Source organism: Citrobacter cronae, from assembly GCF_016893685.1.
Classification (GTDB): domain Bacteria; phylum Pseudomonadota; class Gammaproteobacteria; order Enterobacterales; family Enterobacteriaceae; genus Citrobacter; species Citrobacter werkmanii.
The window spans coordinates 3,076,817-3,101,359 of the sequence record NZ_CP069763.1 but is presented as its reverse complement, the minus strand read 5'-3'; the positions used below and the strand labels follow the sequence as shown (position 1 = coordinate 3,101,359).

Sequence of the window (24,543 nt, the reverse complement as noted above, 5' to 3'; positions counted from 1 at the left end):
TCTTATCAGAATATCAGCTTTTTGAGCAACTGAAGAAAAGAATATCCAGCCTGTGAACTGCCGCGCGTCATCACTTCCGTTTCGCGGTGCTTTCCAGGTGTGTAGTGATGAGGGTTACGGTATAATCTCGTTTTTAACAACAGACTAAAAAACATCAACTTTGACCATTACGAAACTTGCATGGCGTGATCTGGTTCCTGATACCGACAGTTATCAGGAAGTATTTGCACAGCCGCACGTCACTGACGACACCGATACCTTACTTAGTGATACTCAGCCACGTTTACAATTCGCGCTAGAGCAGCTTCTGCAGCACTGGACGACGTCCTCGTTCATGCTGGTAAAAGCACCGGAAGAGCTTGAATACCTTAACCTTATTGCAACTGCTGCACATACACTGCACACGGACGCAGGACGCCTGACTGGGGGTCATTATGATATCTCTGGTCACACTATCCGCTATCGTACAGCGGAAAAAGCAGAAGACAATTTTGCGACGTTAACTCAGGTGGTCAACGCTGACTGGGTTGAAGCCGAGCAACTGTTTGGCTGCCTGCGTCAGTTCAATGGCGATATTTCCCTGCAACCAGGTCTGGTACATCAGGCGAATGGTGGGGTGTTGGTTATCTCATTACGCACTCTGCTGGCCCAACCGCTGTTGTGGATGCGTCTGAAAGCCATTGTCAGCCACGAGCGCTTTGACTGGGTAGCTTTTGATGAGTCTCGCCCATTGCCCGTTTCCGTTCCGCCTATGCCGCTTAAACTGAAAGTGATTTTAGTCGGGGAGCGTGAATCACTGGCAGATTTTCAGGACATGGAGCCAGAACTGGCTGAGCAGGCCATCTACAGCGAATTTGAAGACAACCTGCAGATAGTCGATGCCGAAACCATGACACAGTGGTGTCAATGGGTAACGCATACCGCGACGCGCAACAATTTGCCCTACCCAGCGCCTGATGCCTGGCAGGTTCTAATCCGCGAAGCGGTGCGCTATACCGGCGAACAGGATACGTTGCCGCTTAACCCCTTGTGGATCATCCGACAGTTCAAAGAAGTGGCCTCGCTATGCGAGAGCGAAACCTGCACGGCTGAGCAGTTCAGCCTGATGCTGGCGCAGCGCGAATGGCGGGAAGGATTCCTGGCCGAACGTATGCAGGATGAGATCCTGCAAGAGCAAATCCTTATTGAAACGGAAGGCGAGCGAATTGGTCAGATCAACGCCCTGTCGGTCATTGAGTTTCCGGGTCATCCTCGCGCGTTTGGAGAACCATCACGTATCAGCTGCGTGGTGCATATTGGCGATGGCGAATTCACAGATATTGAGCGCAAAGCCGAGCTGGGAGGAAATATTCATGCCAAGGGGATGATGATTATGCAGGCGTTCCTGATGTCTGAACTCCAGCTTGAGCAGCAAATTCCCTTCTCGGCCTCGCTGACCTTTGAACAATCATACAGCGAAGTTGATGGTGACAGCGCGTCCATGGCGGAATTGTGCGCATTGATTAGCGCCCTCGCCGACGTCCCTGTGAATCAAAGCATCGCCATTACGGGTTCTGTCGATCAATTTGGTCGGGCACAACCTGTCGGCGGTCTTAACGAGAAAATTGAAGGTTTCTTCGCCATCTGCCAGCAGCGTGAGCTGACAGGTACTCAGGGCGTTATCATTCCATCAGCTAATGTCAGACACCTGAGTCTGCAACCGGCCCTGCTACAGGCCATAGAAGAAGAAAAATTCACTATCTGGGCGGTGGACGATGTAACCGATGCATTGCCGCTATTACTAAATCTGGTGTGGGATGGCGAAGGCCAGACAACGCTGATGCAAACCATCCAGGAACGTATTGCGACAGCAACGCAACAGGAAGGCCGTCACCGTTTTCCATGGCCGCTACGTTGGCTGAACTGGATTATTCCGAACTGATCGGACTTGTTCAGCGTACACGTGTTAGCTATCCTGCGTGCTTCAATAAAATAAGGCTTACAGAGAACATGGTAGATAAACGCGAATCCTATACAAAAGAAGACCTTCTTGCCTCTGGTCGCGGTGAGCTGTTTGGCGCAAAAGGCCCGCAACTGCCTGCACCAAGCATGCTGATGATGGACCGTGTCATTAAGATGACCGAAACCGGTGGCAACTTTGACAAAGGTTATGTTGAAGCTGAACTGGATATTAACCCGGACCTGTGGTTCTTCGGATGCCACTTCATCGGCGATCCGGTGATGCCAGGCTGCCTGGGTCTTGATGCCATGTGGCAGCTGGTTGGATTCTATCTCGGCTGGCTGGGCGGCGAAGGTAAAGGCCGTGCGCTGGGCGTAGGCGAAGTGAAATTCACCGGTCAGGTTCTGCCGACTGCGAAGAAAGTCACTTACCGCATTCACTTCAAACGCATCGTTAACCGTCGCCTGATCATGGGCCTGGCTGATGGCGAAGTGCTGGTTGATGGTCGTCTGATCTACACCGCAAACGATCTGAAAGTGGGTCTTTTCCAGGACACTTCCGCGTTCTAATCGCAGAGATCAGGCGTTGCGTCGTTGTCGGATGACAGCGTGAACGCCTTATCCGGTCTGCAAAAAGGCGAAACCTCCGCTCTGCGGAGGTTTCTTTTATCTAAAGAGACAGAATCAGGCCATTAAAACCCTATCCCCCATGGCTTCTCGCCAGCCTCCCAGCCAGTATGATCTCTGATTCAGCGCCTGATAGGGACACATTTCTTTTGAGCGTCCGGCAATGCCGGCCTGATATCCACGTTGATGTGCCCGTTCCAGGCGATCTCGTTTTTGTCTCTTCATGCCTCGTTTCCCTCATCTTTAGTTCTGGTGGAAAAGAAAACAGTGATTACTAAGTGTGCAATCACACTAAACGAATACCCCTAAACATCAGGCTCGTCAATGCGCAAAATTCACGCCAGTGTCATATTTGTGAGCTACCCGCGAAATCATTTGTACAAAAAAAATCAGACAGAACAGTTATCTCCGCGGCTAAAAAATAAAAAAAACCGCCCCGGGCGGTGAACCAGGGGCGGCATAATTTACAATTATTTAAGCTTAAGGGATGCGTTTCAGCTCTTGAGCTATGGCCGTCGCTTCCTGACTCCAGGCGTTGGCGAGAACCTTCACCATCTCATCGTAGCCGTCCCTGGTCTGCACTGCCTCGATGTGGAACGGACGCTTGATCAACTGCCCCTGGTGATTCAGTAACCATTCTCCGCTGACAATAACCTTCCCATCGTACCTACCGTGGAAGCCGGTCACAGTGACGTTCAGCGTGTCCTGTGTGCTTCCCAGCGGCTGCGAAGCGACAACCCAGCCAGGTAATTGCATACTGAGGTTCGTCACCAGCGTATTGCGCAATTGCTGATCTAAAGGACTGGCCCAGAGATTATTATTCGCTATCACATATTGCACATCGCTGGTCTGGTAAACCACTCCATTACCCGCCAGATAGTCCGGCACCGCAATCTGCTCAACCCACAGCAGCCGGTTACCCTGGTTGGCGGAGCTTTGGACGCCCCCTTGCGCGATAGGAAGCTGGTAATAGCTTTTATTTTCTCCGCTGGAGCTGCATGACGTCAGCCAGACCGCCATCATCACCACTAGCCACTTTTTCATTGTTTCGCCCTCTTCGGCTCTGGATCTTTTTTGTCCTTCGCTTCAAATACCAGCGCATTGCTCTTATCGTTCAACGTTTTCAGTACCGGTTGCAGTTCGCGCAGTACCTGATCAAGACGCTGCATATCCGCCACCATCTTGTTGTAGGCTGCCGAACCCGGCTGGAAGCCCTGCATGCTACGATTAAGTTCACGCAACGTATTTTGCATATCCGCCGGAAGATCCTGCATTGACTGGCTGGATGTGATCTTATTCATATTATCCAGCGTGGTTTGCAGATGCTTCATCGTACGCTGGCTTTCTGACAACGTATTGGTCGCCTGCTCAATCATCGGGTTCAACGGCAGATTATTAATCTTATCCAGCGCTTCCATCAGGCGCTGCTGGATCTGCGCTAAACCGCCACTCACCGTCGGGATAATCTGATAACCATTAAATTCTCGTACACCGCTAATCGGTGGTTCTTTCGGGTAGAAGTCGAGATCGACATACAGCGCGCCGGTCACCAGATTCCCGGTTTTCAGCGATGCGCGTAATCCGCGTTTGAGCAATTGCTCCAGATGAGCGCCAACATCAGTGTCCTCGCCCAGCTGTGCTTTCAGGCGCTCAGGCTCGATGCGTACCAACACCGGAATGCGGTAATCATTGTTAAATACCTGACGCATGTTCGGTGAGAAGAAAGGTACTTTACTCACCGTCCCCAGACGAATGCCGCGGAATTCCAGCGGCGCGCCTGGCTGCAGGCCACGAATCGAATCCTTAAAGAACATCAGGTAGTCAATATGATCGGTATACAGGGAATCCTGAATACTTTTTTGATCGTCATAAAGATTAAACGCGGACTGTTGCCCAACCGGCTCACCTTGTTCTAAACCTTCTGGCACATCAAAACTTACGCCACCGCCAAACAACGTGGAGAGCGATCCCATTTCCACACGCATACCTGCGGAGGTAAGATCCACGGCGATCCCACTGTCTTTCCAGAAACGCACATTGCTGGTCACCAGACGATCGTTAGGCGCATTAATGAAAAGCTGGTAGCTGATAGTACGCTTTTGCGCATCGAAGGTGCTGGTCTCAACCGACCCCACACGATATCCACGGAACAATACCGGATCGCCGGGGCTTAACTGCCCGGCTTTTTTACTGTCCAGTATCACGCGGATCCCTTTCGCATCTGGCGGTGCCAGCGGCGGTGAGTCCAGTAGTTGGTAATTTTCCAGCTTATTCCCTTTATTGCCGGGCTGCAGTTCAATATATGCCCCGGACAATAGCGTGCCCAGGCCGCTGATACCTTCACGACCAACCTGCGGCTTCACCACCCAAAAAACAGAGTCTTTATGCAGCAGCTTTTCCATTCCAGAGTTAAGACGAGCTTTAATCTCCACATGGGTCAAATCATCCGTCAGAGTCGCGCTCTCGACGATGCCGACATCCACGCTGCGGCTTTTAATCGTCGTTTTGCCGCCTTCAATCCCTTCGGCATTGGTGGTAATCAGCGTGACTTCCGGCCCCTGATGGCTGTAATGATAAAACAGGACCCATGCGCCAATAAGCGCAGTAACGATCGGGAATATCCACACGGGCGACCAGTTTTTCACCTTCTGCACTTTGGCTTCCCCACTTTTAGATTCCATGCTGTCAGGACTCCTCATGATCTGGTTCTGGTTCACGGTCCCACGACAGACGCGGATCAAATGTCATCGCAGAAAACATTGTCATAATGACGACTAAAGCAAACATCAAAGCACCCATTGCAGGATAAATGTTCATTAACCCTCCCATGCGCACCAGCGCAGAGAGTACCGCAATCACAAAAACGTCGATCATTGACCAGCGACCGACAAATTCCACCACTTCATAAATCAAGTGCATACGTTCACTGTCACGTTTGCCGTGCCCCTTGGCATCCCAACATAGCCAGGCAATGGCAATCATTTTCAACGTCGGCACCATAATACTGGCGATAAAGATAACCGCCGCCACCGGATAAGAGCCCTCGCTCCAAATCAAAACCACGCCTTCAAGAATCGTTGACGGCAACTTGGATCCGAGCAAATCGGTAATCATGATCGGCAGGATGTTGGCAGGAAGATAAAGCATGATTGACGTGAACAATAACGCCATCGTCCATTGCAGACTGTTTTTGCGACGCACGTAGCCTTTCGTCTCGCAGCGCGGGCACACCCGTTCGTCAGCGGGAAGAATAGCGGTGCAGCAGGAACAAGAACGCAACCCCTGCCGGATGCCGGGCACGCCAGGCTTTAATTCCTGGTTAATGACAGGCATTGGCGCAATATCATCCCACAGCCAACGGCGGTCAACGCACTGAAACGCCCGTAGCTGTAGTACACAAAAGAAGCACCATGGGATGAAACTGCTGCCCACGCCGATATCACCATAAGCCATCAGCTTAACGAAACTGACCAGCACTCCGGCGAGGAAGATTTCCGCCATCCCCCAGCTTTTCAACTGGAACAGGACGCGCGCAAGCCTGGCCTTTAGCCAGCCAGGCATTTCGGCACGGTTCACCAGCAGCAGAATAGTCAGTAAACAAAACGCGGGAACCAACTGGACGAATAATAAAAAAAACGTGCCGAGGCTGGCGTAATCTTCAGAGAAGAGCACGCTGGGGATTTCCAGCAACGTCACTTCGCTGCTTACCCCTGCGACGTTCATATTCACAAAAGGGAAGAGGTTTGATAAAAGCAGCATGAACAGCGCTGCTAAAACATAGGCAGTAGGACGCTGCCTCGGCGCGTCCCACTCAACCGTTAACGTAGTGCCACATCGTGGACATGCCGCTTTCTGACCATGCTCAAGGCGCGGTAACGCCACCAGCATGTCACACTGCGAACACAAAATATGCTTCGCGGCATGGTGATGTTCGCACATATGTGCTCCTTTAAATTATGCGCCATTCTTCAAAGATTCAAGATACTCCCAGCGCTCAAAGGCTTGCTCAAGTTCTTGTTCCGCTTCGTTCAGATTAGCTAAAACTTGTTGCGTTTGCTCGTGCGGCTGACTGAAAAAAGCGGCGTCAGCAACCTGAGCTTGTAATGTTTCCAGCTTAGCTTCCAGTTCTTCAAGCAATGCGGGGAGCTGCTCCAGTTCGCGCTGCAGTTTATAGCTTAGTTTGCTCGTGCCACGTTTGACAATTTCTGCTTTAGGAGCAACAGCTTCCTCTGTTTTTTTCACAACGGGCTGTTTAAACGCCACATGCTGCGCTTGCTGGCTGCGCGCGTCATGGTAACCGCCGACATAACGACCAATTTTACCACCGCCTTCGAAGATCCAACATTCCGTAACGGTATTATCCACAAACTGACGGTCGTGGCTCACCAGCAGTACGGTGCCCTGATAGCTGTCAATCAGCTCTTCAAGCAGTTCCAGCGTTTCGACGTCAAGATCGTTCGTTGGTTCATCGAGAATTAAAAGATTACTGGGTTTCAGGAACAAACGCGCCAGCAACAGACGATTTCGTTCCCCACCGGAGAGCGCGCGTACTGGCGTCATCGCCCGTTTCGGGTGGAACAAGAAGTCCTGCAGGTAGCCCAGCACATGGCGGGGTTTACCGTTAACCATCACCTCTTGCTTACCTTCGGCCAGATTGTCCATCACGGTTTTATCCGGATCCAGTTCAGCCCGGTGCTGATCGAAATAAGCCACTTCCAGCTTGGTCCCAACATGAATACGTCCACTGTCAGCCTGCAGTTGGCCTAGCATCAGTTTGAGCAGCGTCGTCTTGCCGCAACCGTTAGGGCCAATTAACGCAATTTTGTCGCTGCGCTGCACCTGCGCGGAGAAATCTTTTACCAGTTGCTTACCATCAACCTGATAATCCACATTCTCCATTTCGAAGACAATCTTGCCCGAACGGCTCGCCTCTTCAACCTGCATCTTCGCCGTGCCCATCACTTCGCGACGTTCACCGCGCTCGCGACGCATCGCTTTCAGGGCGCGCACACGGCCTTCGTTACGGGTACGACGCGCTTTGATACCCTGGCGGATCCAAACCTCTTCCTGCGCCAGCTTGCGATCAAACTCCGCGTTTTGTAACTCTTCTACCCGCAGCGCTTCTTCTTTCTCCAGCAGATACTGATCGTAGTTCCCCGGATAGGTCACCAGTTTGCCGCGGTCAAGATCAACAATACGCGTCGCCATGTTGCGAATAAATGAACGGTCGTGGGAAATGAAAATGATTGTCCCGTTGAAGGATTTCAGGAACCCTTCCAGCCAGTCGATTGTTTCAATGTCCAGATGGTTCGTCGGTTCATCGAGCAGCAATACGCGCGGATTACTCACCAACGCGCGGCCCAGCGCCGCTTTACGCAGCCAACCACCAGACAGCGACGAAAGCGCGGCGTTAGGATCCAGCCCCAGTTGCGCCAACACTTCATTAATGCGACTTTCGAGCTGCCACAGATTGTGGTGATCGAGCATTTCCTGAACCCGCGCCATCTCATTCAGATTTCTGTCGCTGGGATCGGTCATGACAAGGCGCGAAATATCATGATACCGCTTCAGGTATTCAGCCTGTTCCTCAATACCTTCGGCAACGAAGTCATACACGCTGCCCTCGACGTTACGCGGCGGATCCTGTTGCAGACGCGCGACGACCAGATCCTGCTCATAAATAATACGCCCGTCGTCAAGACCCTGTTCACGGTTCAGGATCTTCATCAGCGTCGATTTGCCCGCGCCGTTACGGCCAACCAGACAGACGCGTTCGTTATCCTCGATATGCAGTTCCGCATTATCAAGAAGGGGCGCATCGCTGAACGACAGCCATGCACCATGCATACTGATCAATGACATTTACTTATCCTTTCAGGCTGCGGTAATCAGCCAGCAATTGTGGATCTGACGGTTACGGGCAAAGTCCTGGGAAAGCGTTTTTTGGGTAATTTCTTGTGCTTTCAATCCCAGCTCAGCCAGACCCTCGAGATCCATACGGAATCCACGTTTGTTGTTGGAGAACATGATCGTCCCGTCTTTACGTAACAGACGTTTCAGATCTTTCATCAGCGCCAGATGATCGCGCTGCACATCAAACGAATCTTCCATGCGTTTAGAGTTAGAGAACGTTGGCGGATCGATGAAAATCAGATCGAACTGTTCATTGGCATCGCGCAGCCAGCCCAGACAATCGGCCTGAATTAAACGGTGAGCGCGACCACTCAGGCCGTTCAAACGCAGGTTGCGTTCAGCCCATTCCAGGTAGGTACGCGACATATCAACCGTCGTGGTGCTCCGCGCGCCGCCCAGTCCGGCATGAACGCTGGCGCTACCGGTGTAGGAGAACAGATTGAGGAAATCCTTACCTTTACTCATCTGACCCAGCATGCGACGCGCAATGCGGTGATCGAGGAACAAACCGGTATCAAGATAGTCAGTCAGGTTCACCCACAGACGAGCGTTGTACTCGCTTACCTCAATGAATTCACCCTTCTCATTCATCTTCTGATACTGGTTCTTGCCTTTTTGACGTTCACGGGTTTTCAGCACCAGTTTATTCGGAGCAATCTCAAGTACCGAGAGCGTAGCGGCAATGATGTCGAACAGGCGTTGACGCGCTTTCTGCGCATCGACCGTTTTCGGCGGCGCGTATTCCTGCACCACGACCCAGTCACCGTAGCGATCTACCGCCACGTTGTATTCCGGCAGGTCGGCATCGTACAGGCGATAGCATTCAATACCTTCCTGACGCGCCCATTTTTCCAGCTTCTTAAGATTCTTACGCAGGCGGTTGGCATAATCTTCCGCGACCATGGCAGGCTTACTGTCGGCGGTGGTTTCTGCAACGTGATAGTTCTTCTGCACGCAATCCAGCGGACCATTTTTCGCTTTAAACTGCTTATCAGCACGTAATTGCAGGCTGCTGAGCAAATCCGGCGAGGCGCTAAACAGGGACAGATTCCAGCCGCCAAACTGGTTTTTCATTGTGCGCCCCAGCAGGCTGTGCAGGGCAATCAGCGCCGGTTCACTATCCAGACGTTCGCCGTACGGCGGGTTGCTGATAACCGTCCCGTACGGTCCTTTCGGTAACGGGTTGCTCAGTTTGGCGACATCTTTAACTTCAAACGTCATCAGATCGGCAATTCCGGCGCGACGGGCGTTACTGCGTGCTTTTTCAATTACGCGAGCATCGCTGTCAGATCCATAGAAGTGCGAGGTGTAGTCTGCGAGACCCTTACGCGCGCGCACCTGCGCTTCGGCTTTAACCTCTTGCCACACAGCGTCATCGTGCTGCGCCCAACCGCTAAAGCCCCAATAACCACGGTGCAGACCAGGCGCACGATCGGTTGCCCACATCGCCGCTTCAATCAGCAGTGTACCGGAGCCACACATCGGATCGAGTAACGGCGTGCCCGGTTGCCAACCTGAACGCATCACAATGGCGGCAGCCAGCGTTTCTTTAATCGGCGCCTGACCTGCGCGATCGCGATACCCACGCTGATGCAGGCCATCACCGCTCAGATCGAGCGCAATACTGGCGGTATCTTTATTCAGCCACACGTTAATGCGCAGATCCGGAGATTCACGATCCACATTCGGACGCGGCAGATTTTTACGGGTAAAGGCGTCGACAATCGCATCCTTTACCTTCAGCGCCCCGTACTGACTATTACGAATGGTTTCGTTCAGGCCGCTAAAATGCACCGCAAATGTAGCGCCCGGATTAAATATCTCTGTCCAGTCGATTGCCTGAACACCGAGGTACAGATCAAGATCGCTGTAGACCTTGCACTCTCCCATCGGCAGGATAATGCGCGAGGCCAGGCGGCTCCACATCAGGCTCTGGTAAACAAGCCGCGTGTCGCCCTTAAAATGGACCCCACCCTGAACGACCTGACACTCCAGCGCGCCAAGGTTTTCCAGTTCAGTTTTTAACAGCTCTTCCAGCCCGCGGGCCGTACTGGCAAACAGAGAATTCATAATGTCACTTTTACTCCGAGAAAATTGCTGCGCATTATAGCTAATATGGGCGGTATGTCATAAAGTTGAAGGCTTATTTTCGCTCGAGGGGCTGTACAGTGGTCACGTTAACCCGACTTTTTATTCATCCGGTTAAATCAATGCGCGGTATTGGGCTTACCCACGCTCTGGCAGACGTTAGTGGTCTCGCCTTTGATCGCATATTTATGATTACCGAACCCGACGGGACGTTCATTACCGCCCGACAGTTCCCACAGATGGTGCGTTTTACCCCTTCCCCTTTCCACGATGGATTGCATCTTACGGCGCCAGACGGTAGCAGCGCGCTTGTGCGATTTGCCGACTTCGCCCTGCAGGATGCGCCGACGGAAGTGTGGGGCAACCATTTTACCGCGCGTATTGCGCCAGCGGCTATCAACCAGTGGCTGAGCGGTTTTTTCTCCCGTGACGTGCAGCTTCGCTGGGTTGGTCCGCAGCTGACGCGCCGAGTGAAGCGCCGCGATGATGTTCCGTTATCCTTTGCCGATGGTTATCCCTACCTTTTAACTAACGAAGCGTCATTGCGCGATTTGCAACAGCGCTGCCCGGCAAGCGTAAAAATGGAGCAGTTTCGCCCCAATCTGGTGGTTTCAGGCGCTGCCGCCTGGGAAGAAGATACCTGGAAAGTGATCCGCATTGGCGAGGTTATTTTTGACGTGGCTAAACCTTGTAGCCGCTGCATTTTCACCACCGTCAGCCCTGAAAAAGGTCAGAAGCATCCGTCCGGCGAACCGCTGGCCACGCTGCAAAGCTTTCGCACTGCGACGGATAACGGCGATGTCGATTTTGGTCAGAATCTCATTGCGCGTAACAGTGGCGTGATTCGCGTCGGCGACGAGGTTGAAATTCTGTCCACCGGTCCGGCCAGAGTATATGGCGCGGCAGAAACCGATGATACTGCCCCGGTGCAACAACCCGATGCCACGGTGCTTATCGAGTGGCAGGGACAGACCTTTCGCGGAAATAATCAGCAGGTATTGCTTGAACAGCTGGAAAACCAGGGTATCCGGGTTCCCTACTCATGTCGGGCGGGAATTTGCGGATGCTGTCGAATTCGGTTGGTAGAAGGCGAAGTGAGCCCGCTGAAAAAATCAGCGATGGGAGATGACGGGACAATTCTGTGCTGCAGTTGTGTGCCCAAAACGGCAATCAGGCTGGAAAGTTAAACCGCCTGCTCAAGGCTGAAACTGTCAACCATTGTCTGCGGTTTCAGTCTGTCATTCATGATTTTAATTGCGTCGCCAAGCTGCATGGTGCGTCCGGCAATCACCACGCCCGGTTGCGCCAGCAGACAAAGCGCGGCGTTTTCACCCGGCTCAACCACTAACAGGTTTACCTGTTCATCGGTATCGCTTAAATCGACACAGGCAGCATCCCCTGGCACTGGCGTCCAGTTAATGCCGTGGGCGACAAAGTGCCAACTTTTTGGCATCTGCGGCTTAAGATAACGAATAGCCACCAGCGCATTGAGCACCAGTTCCGCTTTTTGTTCTTTCGCTAAATCCAGATAGCGGCATTTTTCTTCAAAGGAAAAATAAAGCGCGGCGTCATCAACGCAAAATCCGGAAGGAGTAAAGGCATCAGGCGTGAGCATTTTACGAGCAAAACGCGAACGGAATAACATACCATTGGCTAAATCGAGCATCATACGATCGTGCTCTTCATCATAATACCAGCGCCAGTTATCGTCGGGTTTAATTCGCATCAGTTTCTCTCCTTTCCTTAATCATCGCCGTTACGACAGTATCCTTTTGCCGCTTCGTTTATTGCCCTAATAATAAAAGCTCAGAATGTTTAAATAAGCAACAGTAAAGGAATATAAAACAACCAGGGCTAGAAATAAAGCCCTGGATTGTGATTAACGTAGCATTCAGATATTGGTGACGATTTCTTTAATCAACGGCGGGCCTTTAAAAATAAAGCCCGAATAAATCTGTACCAGGGTAGCGCCGGCGGCTATTTTCTCGCGCGCGGCAATCACCGAGTCAATACCGCCAACGCCAATAATCGGTAACTGACCATTTAATTCCTGAGACAACTGGCGAATAATTTCTGTACTTTTTAATTGTAACGGACGACCGCTCAGTCCCCCCATTTGATCGCAATTTTTCATTCCCTGTACGAGAGAACGATCGAGAGTGGTGTTAGTTGCAATTACACCATCAATATTATGCCGAACTAAACTGTCGGCAACCTGGATCAGTTCTTCGACGGAAAGATCCGGCGCGATCTTTACGGCCACCGGAACATATTTATGGTGGATCGCTTGCAGATCGTTTTGCTTATTTTTAATTGCCGTCAGCAGATCATCCAGCGCTTCACCGTATTGCAGCGTGCGTAATCCCGGCGTATTCGGTGAAGAGATATTAATCGCGATATAACCGGCATAAGCATAGACTTTTTCCATACAAATCAGATAGTCATCTTTGCCGTTTTCTACCGGAGTATCTTTATTCTTACCAATATTAATGCCGAGAATGCCGTCAAAATGTGATTTCTTAACGTTCTCTACCAGGTTATCAACACCCAGGTTATTGAATCCCATGCGGTTGATCAAACCTTCCGCATCCACCAGACGGAACAGACGTGGTTTATCGTTCCCGGGCTGGGGGCGTGGCGTCACGGTACCAATCTCAATTGAACCGAATCCCATCGCACCGAGCGCATCAATGCACTCCCCGTCTTTATCCAGTCCGGCAGCAAGCCCGAGCGGATTTTTAAACGTCAGCCCCATACAGGTAACCGGTTTTGCGGGTACTTTCTGGCGGACAAGCGCTTCGAGCGGCGTGCCGGTAATGCGACGTAACTGCTGGAATGTCAATTCATGAGCGCGCTCAGGATCGAGCTGGAAAAGGGCTTTACGAACGAAGGGGTAGTACATGAACTCTCCTGGATTCCCGGTGTGCAGACCGGGGGCGTATTATGTGCGATCGCGAGCAAAAAGGGAATTGACCTGCGGCAATAAATAGCAATCGTTTTCCTGCTTCTGCCGTTTTATTCATTTTTCAACTTTTCTATCCCGTATAAATCATTTCGATAAACAAAATCTCTCTGCCAGACTGCACAAATTGTTATCAATGTTAAATAAAAGCGAACAATTAGTTATAAGGGGAGATTAAAATTATGCGCGTCATTACTCTGGCGGGAAGTCCACGCTTCCCCTCTCGCTCCAGCGCCTTACTGGAATACGCCCGGGAAAAACTGAACGGCCAGGATGTCGAAGTCTGTCACTGGAATCTGCACAACTTTGCCCCAGAAGACCTGATCTATGCGCGCTTCGACAGCCCGGCGCTGAAAACCTTTGTCGAACAACTGCACGACGCCGACGGATTGATTGTTGCAACGCCGGTCTACAAAGCAGCTTACTCCGGAGCGTTGAAAACGTTGCTCGATCTGCTTCCCGAACGCGCACTGGAAGGAAAAGTGGTTTTGCCGCTGGCAACAGGCGGTACCGTTGCGCATTTACTGGCCGTTGATTACGCGCTTAAGCCGGTGCTGAGCGCGTTAAAAGCCCAGGAAATCCTGCACGGTGTTTTTGCTGATGATTCACAGGTCATTGATTATCAGCATAAACCGCAGTTTACGTCCAACCTGCAACTGCGTCTGGACAATGCGCTCGACACCTTCTGGCTGGCGTTGCATCGTCGTGATGTCCAACTTCCTCAATTGAATGCTCTGCGAGGTGCCGCCCATGCTTAATCTGCTCAAGCGTCACACGCCGTGGTTGGCGTTGACCGGATTGCTGTCACTTTCAACGCTCGTCCATGCCGCAGAGTCTGCACCAGACGCGCTGCGCATAGGTTACCAGAAAGGAAGCGTCAGTATGGTGCTGGCAAAAAGCCATCAGTTACTGGAGAAACGCTACCCACAGACCAAAATCTCGTGGATTGAGTTTCCGGCAGGGCCGCAAATGCTGGAAGCACTCAATATTGGCAGTATCGATCTCGGCAGTACCGGTGACATTCCACCGATTTTCGCCCAGGCCGCCGGAGCCGATCTGGTTTACGTTGGCGTCGAGCCGCCCAAACCAAAAGCCGAAGTGATTCTGGTGCCCAAAAACAGCCCGATCCAGAGCGTTGCGCAGCTCAAAGGACATAAAGTCGCTTTCCAGAAAGGTTCCAGCGCCCACAATTTACTACTGCGAGCCTTACAACAGGCCGGGCTGAAATTTACCGATATTCAACCAACATATCTGACACCCGCAGATGCCAGAGCAGCCTTCCAGCAAGGTAACGTTGATGCGTGGGCTATCTGGGATCCTTACTATTCCGCCGCGTTGCTGCAGGGTGATGTGCGCGTGCTGAAAGACGGCTCAGACCTCAAACAGACCGGCTCCTTTTATCTCGCCGCGCGTCCTTATGCCGAGAAAAATGGCGCGTTTGTTCTTGGCGTGCTGGATACCTTTAGCCAGGCTGATGCGTTAACCCTCAGCCAGCGCCAGCAAAGTATTACCCTGCTGGCCAAAACCATGGGACTGCCAGAGCCGGTGATTGCGTCTTATCTTGATCACCGGCCGCCAACGACCATCTCACCCGTCAGCGCCTCGGTTGCCGCCCTGCAACAACAAACCGCCGATCTGTTTTATGACAATCGTCTGGTGCCGAAAAAAATTGATATTCGCCAGCGTATCTGGCAACCCACTCAGCAGACAGGAGCAAAATTATGAGTCTGAACATGTTCTGGTTTTTACCCACCCATGGGGATGGCCACTATCTGGGGACGGAAGAAGGCTCGCGTCCGGTCGATCACAGTTATCTGCAGCAAATCGCGCAGGCTGCCGATCGCCTGGGATTTACCGGCGTTTTGATCCCAACCGGTCGCTCCTGTGAAGATGCCTGGCTGGTAGCCGCCTCCATGATCCCTGTTACTCAGCGGCTCAAGTTTTTGGTCGCGCTGCGTCCAAGCGTAACCTCGCCAACGGTTGCCGCACGCCAGGCTGCAACGCTCGACAGACTCTCTAACGGTCGGGCGCTGTTTAACCTGGTGACCGGCAGCGATCCGCAGGAACTGGCTGGCGACGGCGTGTTTCTTGATCACACCGAGCGCTATGAAGCTTCTGCTGAATTCACCCAGATCTGGCGTCGGCTGTTACAGGGAGAAACGGTGGATTTCAACGGCAAACATATGCACGTCCGCGGCGCGAAGCTGTTTTTTCCTCCCGTACAGCAACCCTGGCCGCCACTTTATTTCGGCGGTTCTTCCGATGTCGCGCAAGACCTGGCTGCCGAGCAGGTTGATCTCTATCTGACCTGGGGCGAACCGCCTGAACAGGTGAAAGAGAAGATTGAGCAAGTGCGAGCCAAAGCGGCAGCGCTTGGACGCAAGATCCGCTTTGGTATTCGTTTGCATGTGATCGTGCGGGAGACGACGGATGAGGCGTGGCAGGCAGCGGAGCGTCTGATTTCGCATCTTGATGACGACACGATTGCCAAAGCCCAGGCCGCCTTCTCAAGAACGGATTCGGTTGGCCAACAGCGGATGGCCGCGCTGCACAACGGTAAACGCGACAAACTGGAAATAAGCCCGAACCTGTGGGCAGGCGTTGGGCTGGTGCGTGGCGGCGCCGGAACCGCGCTGGTCGGCGACGGCCCTACCGTCGCAGCGCGCATAAACGAGTACGCCGCGCTGGGTATCGACAGCTTTGTGCTGTCGGGGTATCCGCATCTGGAAGAGGCGTACAAAGTTGGCGAGCTACTGTTCCCGCATCTGGATGTTTCGATACCTGAAATTCCACAGCCACAGCGTCTGCACCAACAAGGCGAAGCGGTGGCTAACGAATTTATTCCCCGTAAGGTCGCGCAAAGCTAAGGAGCACGCTGATGACAACACCGAAAAACAGGTGGCTATTGCGCCTCGCACCCTGGTTTTTGCCGGTAGGTCTGGTGGCGCTCTGGCAGATAGCCTCGTCAATGGGCTGGCTATCCACCCGCATCCTGCCCTCCCCGGAAGGCGTTGTCGAAGCCTTCTGGACACTTTCCGCCAGCGGCGAACTTTGGCAGCATCTGGCGATCAGTTCCTGGCGCGCGCTGATCGGATTCTCGATCGGTGGATCGTTGGGTTTGACGCTGGGACTCATCAGCGGTCTTTCACGCTGGGGGGAACGCCTGCTGGATACGTCGATACAGATGCTGCGCAACGTTCCCCATCTGGCGCTGATCCCGCTGGTGATTTTGTGGTTCGGCATTGATGAATCGGCGAAGATCTTTCTCGTCGCCTTGGGCACACTGTTCCCGATTTACATCAACACCTGGCACGGGATCCGCAATATCGATCGCGGCCTGGTGGAGATGGCGCGCAGCTATGGATTGTCCGGCTTTTCACTGTTTATCCATGTGATCCTCCCCGGCGCCCTGCCCTCGATTATGGTTGGCGTACGTTTTGCTCTCGGACTGATGTGGCTGACGTTGATCGTTGCGGAAACCATTTCCGCCAATGCCGGCATTGGTTATCTGGCGATGAATGCCCGAGAATTTCTGCAAACCGACGTGGTGGTAGTGGCCATCATTCTCTACGCCCTGCTCGGCAAACTTGCCGATGTCAGCGCCCAACTGCTGGAGCGAGTCTGGCTGCGCTGGAACCCAGCTTACCATGTGAAGGAGGCTACTGTATGAATACCGCTCGCTTGAATCAGGGTACGCCGCTTTTGCTGAGCGCCGTGACCAAACAATACGCCGCCAATACGGTACTGAATCAATTAGATCTGCATATTCCGGCAGGGCAATTTGTTGCCGTAGTGGGCCGCAGCGGCGGTGGCAAAAGCACCTTGCTGCGCCTGCTGGCTGGGCTGGAATCGCCCACTTCAGGCGCATTACTTGCCGGAACTACCCCGCTGGCAGAGATTCAGGATGATACGCGCATGATGTTTCAGGATGCGCGTCTGCTGCCATGGAAAACGGTTATCGATAACGTTGGTCTGGGGTTGAAAGGTCAATGGCGCGATGCGGCCCGTAATGCATTGGCCGCTGTTGGCCTCGAAAACCGGGCACAGGAGTGGCCTGCCGCCCTGTCTGGCGGCCAAAAACAGCGCGTGGCCCTGGCACGGGCATTAATTCACCGCCCTGGCCTGCTGTTACTGGATGAACCGCTCGGCGCGCTGGATGCGTTAACCCGTCTTGAGATGCAGGATCTGATCGTCTCGCTATGGCAGGACCACGGCTTTACGGTGCTGCTGGTGACGCACGATGTCAGTGAGGCCGTCGCGATGGCAGACCGCGTACTCTTGATCGAAGAGGGTAAAATCGGGCTGGATCTGACGGTGGATATTCAGCGCCCCCGCCGTTTGGGATCGGTGCGGTTAGCCGAGCTGGAAGCGGAAGTGTTGAACCGGGTGATGAAGCGTGGCGAAAATGAAGTTCAGCTACGCAAGCAGGGTTAAAAACGCCGGATGGCGCTACCGCTTATCCGGCCTACGCGTGAATGGTAGGCCGGATCCATCCGGCAATATTATCAGGCTAACGCTTTGTCAATCTTCTCGAACAGATCGCCGGAGAGATTCTCGAGGCCTTTCAACTGTTCCAGCGCCGCACGCATCTTCGCCTGACGTTTGGCATCATAACGTTTCAAACGAATCAACGGCTCAATCAGACGTGACGCCACCTGCGGATTGCGGCTGTTCAGCTCAGTCAGCATATCGACCAGGAACTGATAGCCGCTGCCATCTTCCGCATGGAAAGCCGCCGGGTTGCTGCCCGCAAAAGCACCAATCAGGGAACGAATACGGTTCGGGTTACTCATACTGAAGGAACGATGCTTCAGCAAACCGCGTACCGTTTCCAGCACGTTTCTCGCCGGGCTGGTGGATTGCAGGATAAACCATTTATCCATCACCAGACCGTCATGATGCCATTTATCGTCATACTCCTGCATCAATGCGTCACGGCATGGCAGTTGCGCTGCCACCGCAGCGGACAGCGCCGCCAGGGCGTCAGTCATATTGTTCGCTTCGCGGTACTGCTTGCTAACCAACGTGTCAGCCAGATGGGTTTCGCCAAAAGCCAGGAAGCGCAGGCAGGCATTGCGCAGCGTACGCTTACCAATATCAGCATGCTCAACGCGGTACTCGTCAAGATGATTAGCGTTATAGATAGCGAGGAATTCATCCGCCAGCTCAGCCGCCAGCGTGCGGGTCAATGCTTCGCGAACTTCCGTTATCGCCACCGGATCGATGATATCGAACAGTTCGGCGATTTCATTTACCGAAGGCAACGTCAGGATCTCTGCCGCCAGCGCCGGATCGATTTTCTCATCGAGCAAAATCGCGCGGAAAGCATCGGCCACATGTACCGGCAGCGACAACGGCTGACCCTGCTGATGACGGGCAACGTTGAGCTTAATATAGGTCGCCAGCAGACTTTGCGCCGCATCCCAACGAGAGAAATCGTTACGCGCATGACGCATCAGGAAGGTCAGTTGCTGATCGCTCCATTTGTATTCCAGTTTTACCGGTGCGGAGAATTCGCACAGCAGTGCCGGAACCGGCTGGAAGTACACGTTATCAAAGACAAACGTCTGTTCTGCCTGGGTCACGTTGAGCACGGCATTCACCGGATGCCCGCCTTTTTGTAGCGGAATCACTTTCCCTTCGTTGTCATACAACTCGAGGGCGAAAGGAATATGCAGCGGTTGTTTCTCGGCCTGATCCGGCGTGGCTGGCGTACGCTGGCTGATAGTCAGCGTGTATTGTTCCGTTGACGGATTGTAGTCATCACGCACGGTCAGAATCGGCGTACCAGACTGACTGTACCAGCGGCGGAAATGAGAGAGATCGACATTGGACGCATCTTCCATCGCCTGCACGAAATCATCACAGGTAGCAGCGCTGCCGTCATGACGCTCAAAGTACAGCTGCATCCCTTTCTGGAAGTTAGTCTCACCCAGCAGAGTGTGGATCATACGAATGACTTCAGCGCCCTTTTCATACACGGTCAGGGTATAGAAGTTGTTCATTTCGATAACCATATCCGGGCGGATCGGGTGCGCCATCGGGCTGGCGTCTTCGGCAAACTGCAGGCCGCGCATGGTACGTACATTGCTGATACGGTTTACCGCACGTGAGCCGAGATCGGAACTGAACTCCTGATCACGGAACACGGTTAAACCTTCTTTCAGGCTCAACTGGAACCAGTCGCGACAGGTCACACGGTTGCCGGTCCAGTTATGGAAATATTCGTGACCAATAACGCGTTCAATATCGAGATAGTCTTTGTCGGTGGCCGTATCGGTGCGGGCCAGCACATATTTGGAGTTAAAGATGTTCAGACCTTTATTCTCCATCGCGCCCATATTGAAGAAGTCGACGGCGACAATCATATAGATGTCGAGGTCATACTCGAGGCCGAAACGCTCCTCATCCCATTTCATGGAGTTTTTCAGCGAGGTCATTGCCCACGGCGCACGGTCCAGATTGCCGCGATCGACATACAGTTCCAGCGCCACTTCACGTCCTGAGCGGGTGGTAAAGGTGTCACGCAGGACGTCGAAATCACCGGCTACCAGCGCAAACAGATAGCACGGTTTCGGGAACGGATCCTGCCACTGCACCCAGTGACGACCGTTTTCCAGTTCACCCTGCGCCACGCGGTTGCCGTTAGAGAGCAGGAACGGATATTGGGTTTTATCGGCGATAATTTTGGTGGTAAAACGCGCCAGAACATCGGGTCTGTCGAGATACCAGGTAATATGGCGGAACCCTTCTGCTTCACACTGGGTGCACAGCGCATCGCCAGACTTATACAGTCCTTCCAGCGCGGTATTGGCCGCCGGGCTAATTTCATTCACGATACGCAGCGTAAAACGTTCCGGCAACTGACTGATGACCAGAGCGCCCTCTTCTTCTTTATACTCTGTCCACGGCTCGTCGTTCACGTGGATTGACACCAGGGTCAGATCTTCGCCATCCAGGCGCAGCGGCGCACTGGACGCACCATGACGGACAGCCTGGCTCACGGCGGTGACCACGGTTTTTTCAGCATCCAGGTCAAAGGTCAAGTCAATATCAGTAATCTGGTAATCCGGCGCACGATAGTCGTGACGGTATTTGGCTTGTGGCTGTTGTGTCATAAAAAAACCTTTAGCATCTTTGGTAGAGTCTCGGCTTCAGTCTATTCCTGTTGCGTAAATCGCGCTACGCAGAATGTTCATCTTTTCAGGCACAAACACCCTTTTTGCTACATTTTCATAACACGCGGCACGAATTGCCCTCGACCAGAAAGACAGCTTATGGTGTGATCGGGGTTCAATAAATCGCTAAACAGGGTATACTCCAGCGGTTTTCTTAGTTGTTTATTGTACTAAACGCTCCCGTGAGAGGATGCTACTGCGCACCTATGACACAATTCGCTTCTCCTGTTCTGCACTCGCTGCTGGATACAGACGCTTATAAGTTGCATATGCAGCAAGCCGTTTTTCACCACTACTATGATGTACAAGTAGCGGCTGAATTTCGTTGCCGTGGCGATGACCTGCTCGGTATTTATGCCGATGCTATTCGTGAGCAGGTGAATGCCATGCAGCACCTGCGACTGCAGGAGGACGAGTACCAGTGGCTCTCCGGCCTGCCTTTCTTTAAAGCTGATTACCTCGCCTGGTTACGTGATTTCCGCTATAACCCGGAACAGGTGTGCGTCACCAACGATAACGGCAAGCTGAACATCCGCTTAACCGGTCCATGGCGTGAAGTGATCATGTGGGAAGTCCCGCTGCTGGCGGTTATCAGCGAACTGGTGCACCGTTACCGTTCGCCCGAATCAGGCGTGCCACAGGCACTCCATGAGCTGGAAAGCAAACTAGTCGAATTCTCTGCTTTAACGAAAGATGTCGATATGTCCCGCTTCCATCTGATGGATTTCGGTACGCGCCGTCGTTTTTCACGCGAAGTACAGCAGGCCATTGTTAAACGCCTGCAGCAAGAATCCTGGTTTGTCGGCACCAGCAACTACGATCTCGCCCGTCGTCTGTCATTAACCCCGATGGGTACGCAAGCGCATGAGTGGTTCCAGGCTCATCAGCAAATCAGCCCGGAGCTTGCCACCAGCCAGCGCGTTGCGCTGGCCGCATGGTTAAATGAATATCCTGACCAACTCGGGATTGCGCTGACGGACTGCATCACCATGGATGCGTTTTTACGCGACTTTGGCGTTGAATTTGCGACCCGTTACCAGGGCTTACGTCACGACTCTGGCGATCCGGTTGAATGGGGTGAAAAAGCCATTGCCCACTATGAAAAACTGGGGATTGATCCGCTGAGCAAAACGCTGGTGTTCTCCGATAACCTCGATCTGAAAAAAGCGATTGAGCTCTACCGCCACTTCTCTTCTCGCGTACAGTTGAGTTTTGGCATTGGTACACGGCTAACGTGTGATATTCCGCAGGTTAAGCCGCTCAATATTGTTATCAAGCTGGTGGAATGTAACGGCAAACCGGTAGCGAAGTTATCTGATAGCCCCGGTAAAACCATCTGCCACGATAAAGCGTTTGTTCGTGCGTTGCGCAAAGCTTTCGATTTGCCGCATATTAAAAAAGCCAGTTAATCTTCACAGGGAGCCACATCGGCTCCCTTTTCGCGTTTATTTCCGAAATCTTTCACTCCAGCAACGAATTCTGCTTGTCTGATTGCAGATGCCAGGTAACATAGGTATCCCCCCATTACGGGTGGACATGTGTTTATATATCCGACTATTAACAGAGAGAATATTATGAGCGTTGTGCCTGTAGCCGACGTACTCCAGGGCCGCGTAGCCGTTGACAGCGAAGTCACCGTGCGCGGATGGGTACGTACCCGCCGAGATTCAAAAGCTGGCATCTCCTTCCTCGCCGTTTATGACGGTTCCTGCTTTGATCCTGTACAGGCCGTCATCAATAATTCTCTGCCCAATTACAATCAGGACGTATTGCGCCTGACAACCGGCTGTTCAGTTATCGTAACGGGTAAAGTCGTTGCGTCGCCTGGACAGGGACAGAGCTTTGAAATTCAGGCCACTGAGGTTGAAGTCGCGGGCTGGGTTGAAGATCCTGACACCTACCCGATGGCGGCCAAGCGTCACAGCATTGAGTATCTGCGTGAAGTGGCGCACATGCGTCCGCGTACCAACATGATTGGTGCGGTAGCGCGTGTACGTCATACGCTGGCGCAAGCGCTGCATCGCTTCTTCCATGAGCAGGGTTTCTTTTGGGTATCCACGCCGCTGATCACCGCTTCCGATACGGAAGGCGCTGGTGAGATGTTCCGTGTTTCTACGCTGGATCTGGAAAACCTGCCGCGTAACGATCAGGGAAAAGTCGATTTCGATAAAGACTTCTTCGGTAAAGAAGCCTTCCTGACCGTTTCCGGTCAGCTGAACGGCGAAACTTACGCCTGCGCCCTGTCCAAAATTTATACCTTTGGCCCGACGTTCCGTGCAGAAAACTCTAACACCAGCCGTCACTTGGCGGAATTCTGGATGCTGGAGCCAGAAGTGGCCTTCGCCAACCTGGACGACGTGGCAGGCCTCGCTGAAGCCATGCTGAAGTATGCTTTCAAGGCCGTACTGGCAGAGCGTGCGGATGATATGAAATTCTTCGCTGAACGCGTCGACAAAGACGCGATTTCACGCCTGGAACGTTTCATTGACGCCGACTTCGCGCAGGTGGACTACACCGACGCGGTAAGCATTCTCGAAAAATGCGGCAAACAGTTTGAAAACCCGGTTTACTGGGGTGTGGATCTCTCTTCCGAGCACGAACGTTATCTTGCTGAAGAGCACTTTAAAGCGCCGGTCGTGGTTAAAAACTACCCGAAAGATATCAAAGCGTTTTATATGCGCCTTAACGAAGACGGTAAAACCGTTGCGGCAATGGACGTACTGGCTCCGGGAATCGGTGAAATCATCGGTGGTTCTCAGCGTGAAGAGCGTCTGGACGTGCTGGATGCCCGTATGCTGGAGATGGGTCTGAATAAAGAAGATTACTGGTGGTATCGCGACCTGCGCCGCTACGGTACCGTTCCGCATTCCGGCTTCGGCTTAGGCTTCGAGCGTCTGATTGCCTACGTTACTGGCGTGCAGAACGTCCGTGATGTCATTCCGTTCCCGCGTACTCCGCGTAACGCCAGCTTCTAAAGCTGAATTTTTAATCCAAAGGCCAGCATTCATTGCTGGCCTTTTTTGTAACCGCTCCACGTTACAGGGATCCCCATAACACGTTAAATACAACCCTTCGCCTCCCCTCTTCCTGTTACGTAATATTTCACAGCAACACATTCGAACAAAAAATAACCAGCAGTTTTATTGTGGATTAGCATTTTCTGATTAAATAGTACATTTTTTAACCTTTCACATGGCTGTCCAGATGTCCATAAATCACCTTCAGTTAAATCAGTTCTTTTAGTCATCGCGAAGAAAAAGCGGTCTTAGCAAAATTAAATATAAGAAAATCATATAAATAGAAATAACAGGGGTGATTTTTAGCGCAGAGACATCTGAAGTTTGAAGTTGTTCACAAAGTTGCACAAAAATAACATTTTGTTACACATTTTTTCTTTTTGAAACCAAATCTTTATATTTGTAGCACTTTGAGAGTAGCGAAACGATAGTTTGAATGGAAAGATGCCTGTCAGACACATAAAGACACCAAACTCTCATCAATAGTTCCGTAAATTTTTATTGACGGAATTTATTGGCGGCAGTGGCAGGTGTCATATAAAAACCGATGAGGGTAATAAATAATGATGAAGCGCAATATTCTGGCAGTGGTTATCCCTGCTCTGCTGGTAGCCGGGGCAGCTAACGCTGCAGAAGTTTATAACAAAGATGGCAACAAAGTAGACATTTACGGTAAAGCCGTGGGTCTGCACTATTTTTCCAAGAACAACGGTGATAACGCCTACGCGCCTAACGGCGATCAGACCTATGCCCGTCTTGGTTTCAAAGGGGAAACTCAGATTAACGACCAACTGACCGGTTACGGCCAGTGGGAATACAA

The 24,543-nt window shown here is 52.4% G+C and carries 20 protein-coding genes; 11 read left to right on the top strand and 9 right to left on the bottom strand.

Translation table 11 applies throughout. The features are described 5' to 3' along the window. Positions 1-160: 160 nt before the first annotated feature. A complete protein-coding gene (locus tag JSN25_RS13265; protein WP_069323264.1) occupies positions 161-1,921 on the top strand; it encodes an AAA family ATPase in 1,761 nt (586 codons plus the stop codon). 68 nt (positions 1,922-1,989) lie between these two features. Continuing rightward, the gene (gene fabA, locus JSN25_RS13260) at positions 1,990-2,508 is read left to right on the top strand and encodes a bifunctional 3-hydroxydecanoyl-ACP dehydratase/trans-2-decenoyl-ACP isomerase (RefSeq protein ID WP_003035875.1); all 519 of its coding nucleotides are present in this window, start codon (positions 1,990-1,992) and stop codon (positions 2,506-2,508) included. 114 nt (positions 2,509-2,622) lie between these two features. Here fabA and rmf read toward each other — a convergent pair whose 3' ends face one another. The 6 genes from rmf to rlmKL form a co-directional block, all read right to left on the bottom strand. Beyond that, complete coding sequence (gene rmf, locus JSN25_RS13255; protein WP_071888121.1) at positions 2,623-2,790, bottom strand: ribosome modulation factor; 168 nt, start codon at positions 2,788-2,790, stop codon at positions 2,623-2,625. Positions 2,791-3,045: 255 nt separating this feature from the next. Next, on the bottom strand, positions 3,046-3,609 hold the full coding sequence (gene pqiC, locus JSN25_RS13250) for a membrane integrity-associated transporter subunit PqiC (protein ID WP_087857546.1): 564 nt from the start codon (positions 3,607-3,609) through the stop codon (positions 3,046-3,048). Continuing rightward, a complete protein-coding gene (pqiB, locus tag JSN25_RS13245) occupies positions 3,606-5,246 on the bottom strand; it encodes an intermembrane transport protein PqiB (protein WP_038639416.1) in 1,641 nt (546 codons plus the stop codon). Before pqiB ends, pqiC begins: the two co-directional genes overlap by 4 nt. Positions 5,247-5,250: 4 nt before the next feature. Then, positions 5,251-6,504 (bottom strand): membrane integrity-associated transporter subunit PqiA, encoded by a 1,254-nt coding sequence (gene pqiA / locus JSN25_RS13240; protein ID WP_038639412.1) that lies wholly within the window; start codon positions 6,502-6,504, stop codon positions 5,251-5,253. A gap of 15 nt (positions 6,505-6,519) precedes the next feature. Next, complete coding sequence (locus JSN25_RS13235; protein WP_087857547.1) at positions 6,520-8,427, bottom strand: ABC transporter ATP-binding protein; 1,908 nt, start codon at positions 8,425-8,427, stop codon at positions 6,520-6,522. Positions 8,428-8,439: 12 nt separating this feature from the next. After that, positions 8,440-10,548 carry a bifunctional 23S rRNA (guanine(2069)-N(7))-methyltransferase RlmK/23S rRNA (guanine(2445)-N(2))-methyltransferase RlmL gene (rlmKL, locus tag JSN25_RS13230; protein ID WP_204525011.1) on the bottom strand — a complete coding sequence of 703 codons (2,109 nt, stop codon included), beginning with the start codon at positions 10,546-10,548 and terminating at the stop codon, positions 8,440-8,442. A gap of 98 nt (positions 10,549-10,646) precedes the next feature. Between rlmKL and JSN25_RS13225 the strand changes: the two genes are divergently transcribed. Continuing rightward, entirely contained in the window at positions 10,647-11,753 is a 1,107-nt protein-coding gene (locus tag JSN25_RS13225; RefSeq protein ID WP_061381848.1) for a YcbX family protein, read from the top strand. Here the strand turns inward: JSN25_RS13225 and zapC are convergent. Beyond that, a complete protein-coding gene (zapC, locus tag JSN25_RS13220; RefSeq protein ID WP_038639397.1) occupies positions 11,750-12,292 on the bottom strand; it encodes a cell division protein ZapC in 543 nt (180 codons plus the stop codon). The genes JSN25_RS13225 and zapC overlap by 4 nt on opposite strands. Positions 12,293-12,457: 165 nt before the next feature. Further along, positions 12,458-13,468, bottom strand: a complete 1,011-nt coding sequence (gene pyrD, locus JSN25_RS13215) for a quinone-dependent dihydroorotate dehydrogenase (RefSeq protein ID WP_038639394.1) — start codon at positions 13,466-13,468, stop codon at positions 12,458-12,460. Between the two features lie 242 nt (positions 13,469-13,710). Here pyrD and ssuE point away from each other — a divergent pair, with 242 nt between their 5' ends. The 5 genes from ssuE to ssuB are packed head-to-tail and all read left to right on the top strand — an operon-like array spanning position 13,711 to position 17,962. Continuing rightward, positions 13,711-14,286 (top strand): NADPH-dependent FMN reductase, encoded by a 576-nt coding sequence (gene ssuE, locus JSN25_RS13210; protein ID WP_159121958.1) that lies wholly within the window; start codon positions 13,711-13,713, stop codon positions 14,284-14,286. Further along, complete coding sequence (locus JSN25_RS13205) at positions 14,279-15,253, top strand: sulfonate ABC transporter substrate-binding protein (RefSeq protein WP_087857549.1); 975 nt, start codon at positions 14,279-14,281, stop codon at positions 15,251-15,253. The genes ssuE and JSN25_RS13205 overlap by 8 nt, the downstream gene beginning before the upstream one ends. Next, entirely contained in the window at positions 15,250-16,395 is a 1,146-nt protein-coding gene (gene ssuD / locus JSN25_RS13200; protein ID WP_038639379.1) for an FMNH2-dependent alkanesulfonate monooxygenase, read from the top strand. Before JSN25_RS13205 ends, ssuD begins: the two co-directional genes overlap by 4 nt. 11 nt (positions 16,396-16,406) lie before the next feature. Further along, positions 16,407-17,198 (top strand): aliphatic sulfonate ABC transporter permease SsuC, encoded by a 792-nt coding sequence (ssuC, locus tag JSN25_RS13195; RefSeq protein ID WP_038639375.1) that lies wholly within the window; start codon positions 16,407-16,409, stop codon positions 17,196-17,198. Further along, positions 17,195-17,962, top strand: a complete 768-nt coding sequence (ssuB, locus tag JSN25_RS13190) for an aliphatic sulfonates ABC transporter ATP-binding protein (RefSeq protein WP_085048604.1) — start codon at positions 17,195-17,197, stop codon at positions 17,960-17,962. Before ssuC ends, ssuB begins: the two co-directional genes overlap by 4 nt. A 71-nt stretch (positions 17,963-18,033) precedes the next feature. Here the strand turns inward: ssuB and pepN are convergent, their stop codons facing one another. Beyond that, positions 18,034-20,646, bottom strand: coding sequence for an aminopeptidase N (gene pepN, locus JSN25_RS13185; RefSeq protein WP_137347932.1), 2,613 nt, complete (start codon positions 20,644-20,646; stop codon positions 18,034-18,036). Positions 20,647-20,912: 266 nt separating this feature from the next. Here pepN and pncB point away from each other — a divergent pair, with 266 nt between their 5' ends. From pncB to JSN25_RS22095, 3 genes are all read left to right on the top strand, one after another. Then, positions 20,913-22,115 (top strand): nicotinate phosphoribosyltransferase, encoded by a 1,203-nt coding sequence (gene pncB / locus JSN25_RS13180; protein ID WP_069323257.1) that lies wholly within the window; start codon positions 20,913-20,915, stop codon positions 22,113-22,115. Positions 22,116-22,280: 165 nt separating this feature from the next. Beyond that, positions 22,281-23,681, top strand: a complete 1,401-nt coding sequence (gene asnS, locus JSN25_RS13175; protein ID WP_038639361.1) for an asparagine--tRNA ligase — start codon at positions 22,281-22,283, stop codon at positions 23,679-23,681. Between the two features lie 605 nt (positions 23,682-24,286). Beyond that, positions 24,287-24,543, top strand: a 257-nt coding sequence (locus tag JSN25_RS22095) for a porin (protein WP_233638081.1), incomplete at its 3' end; no start/stop codon positions are given.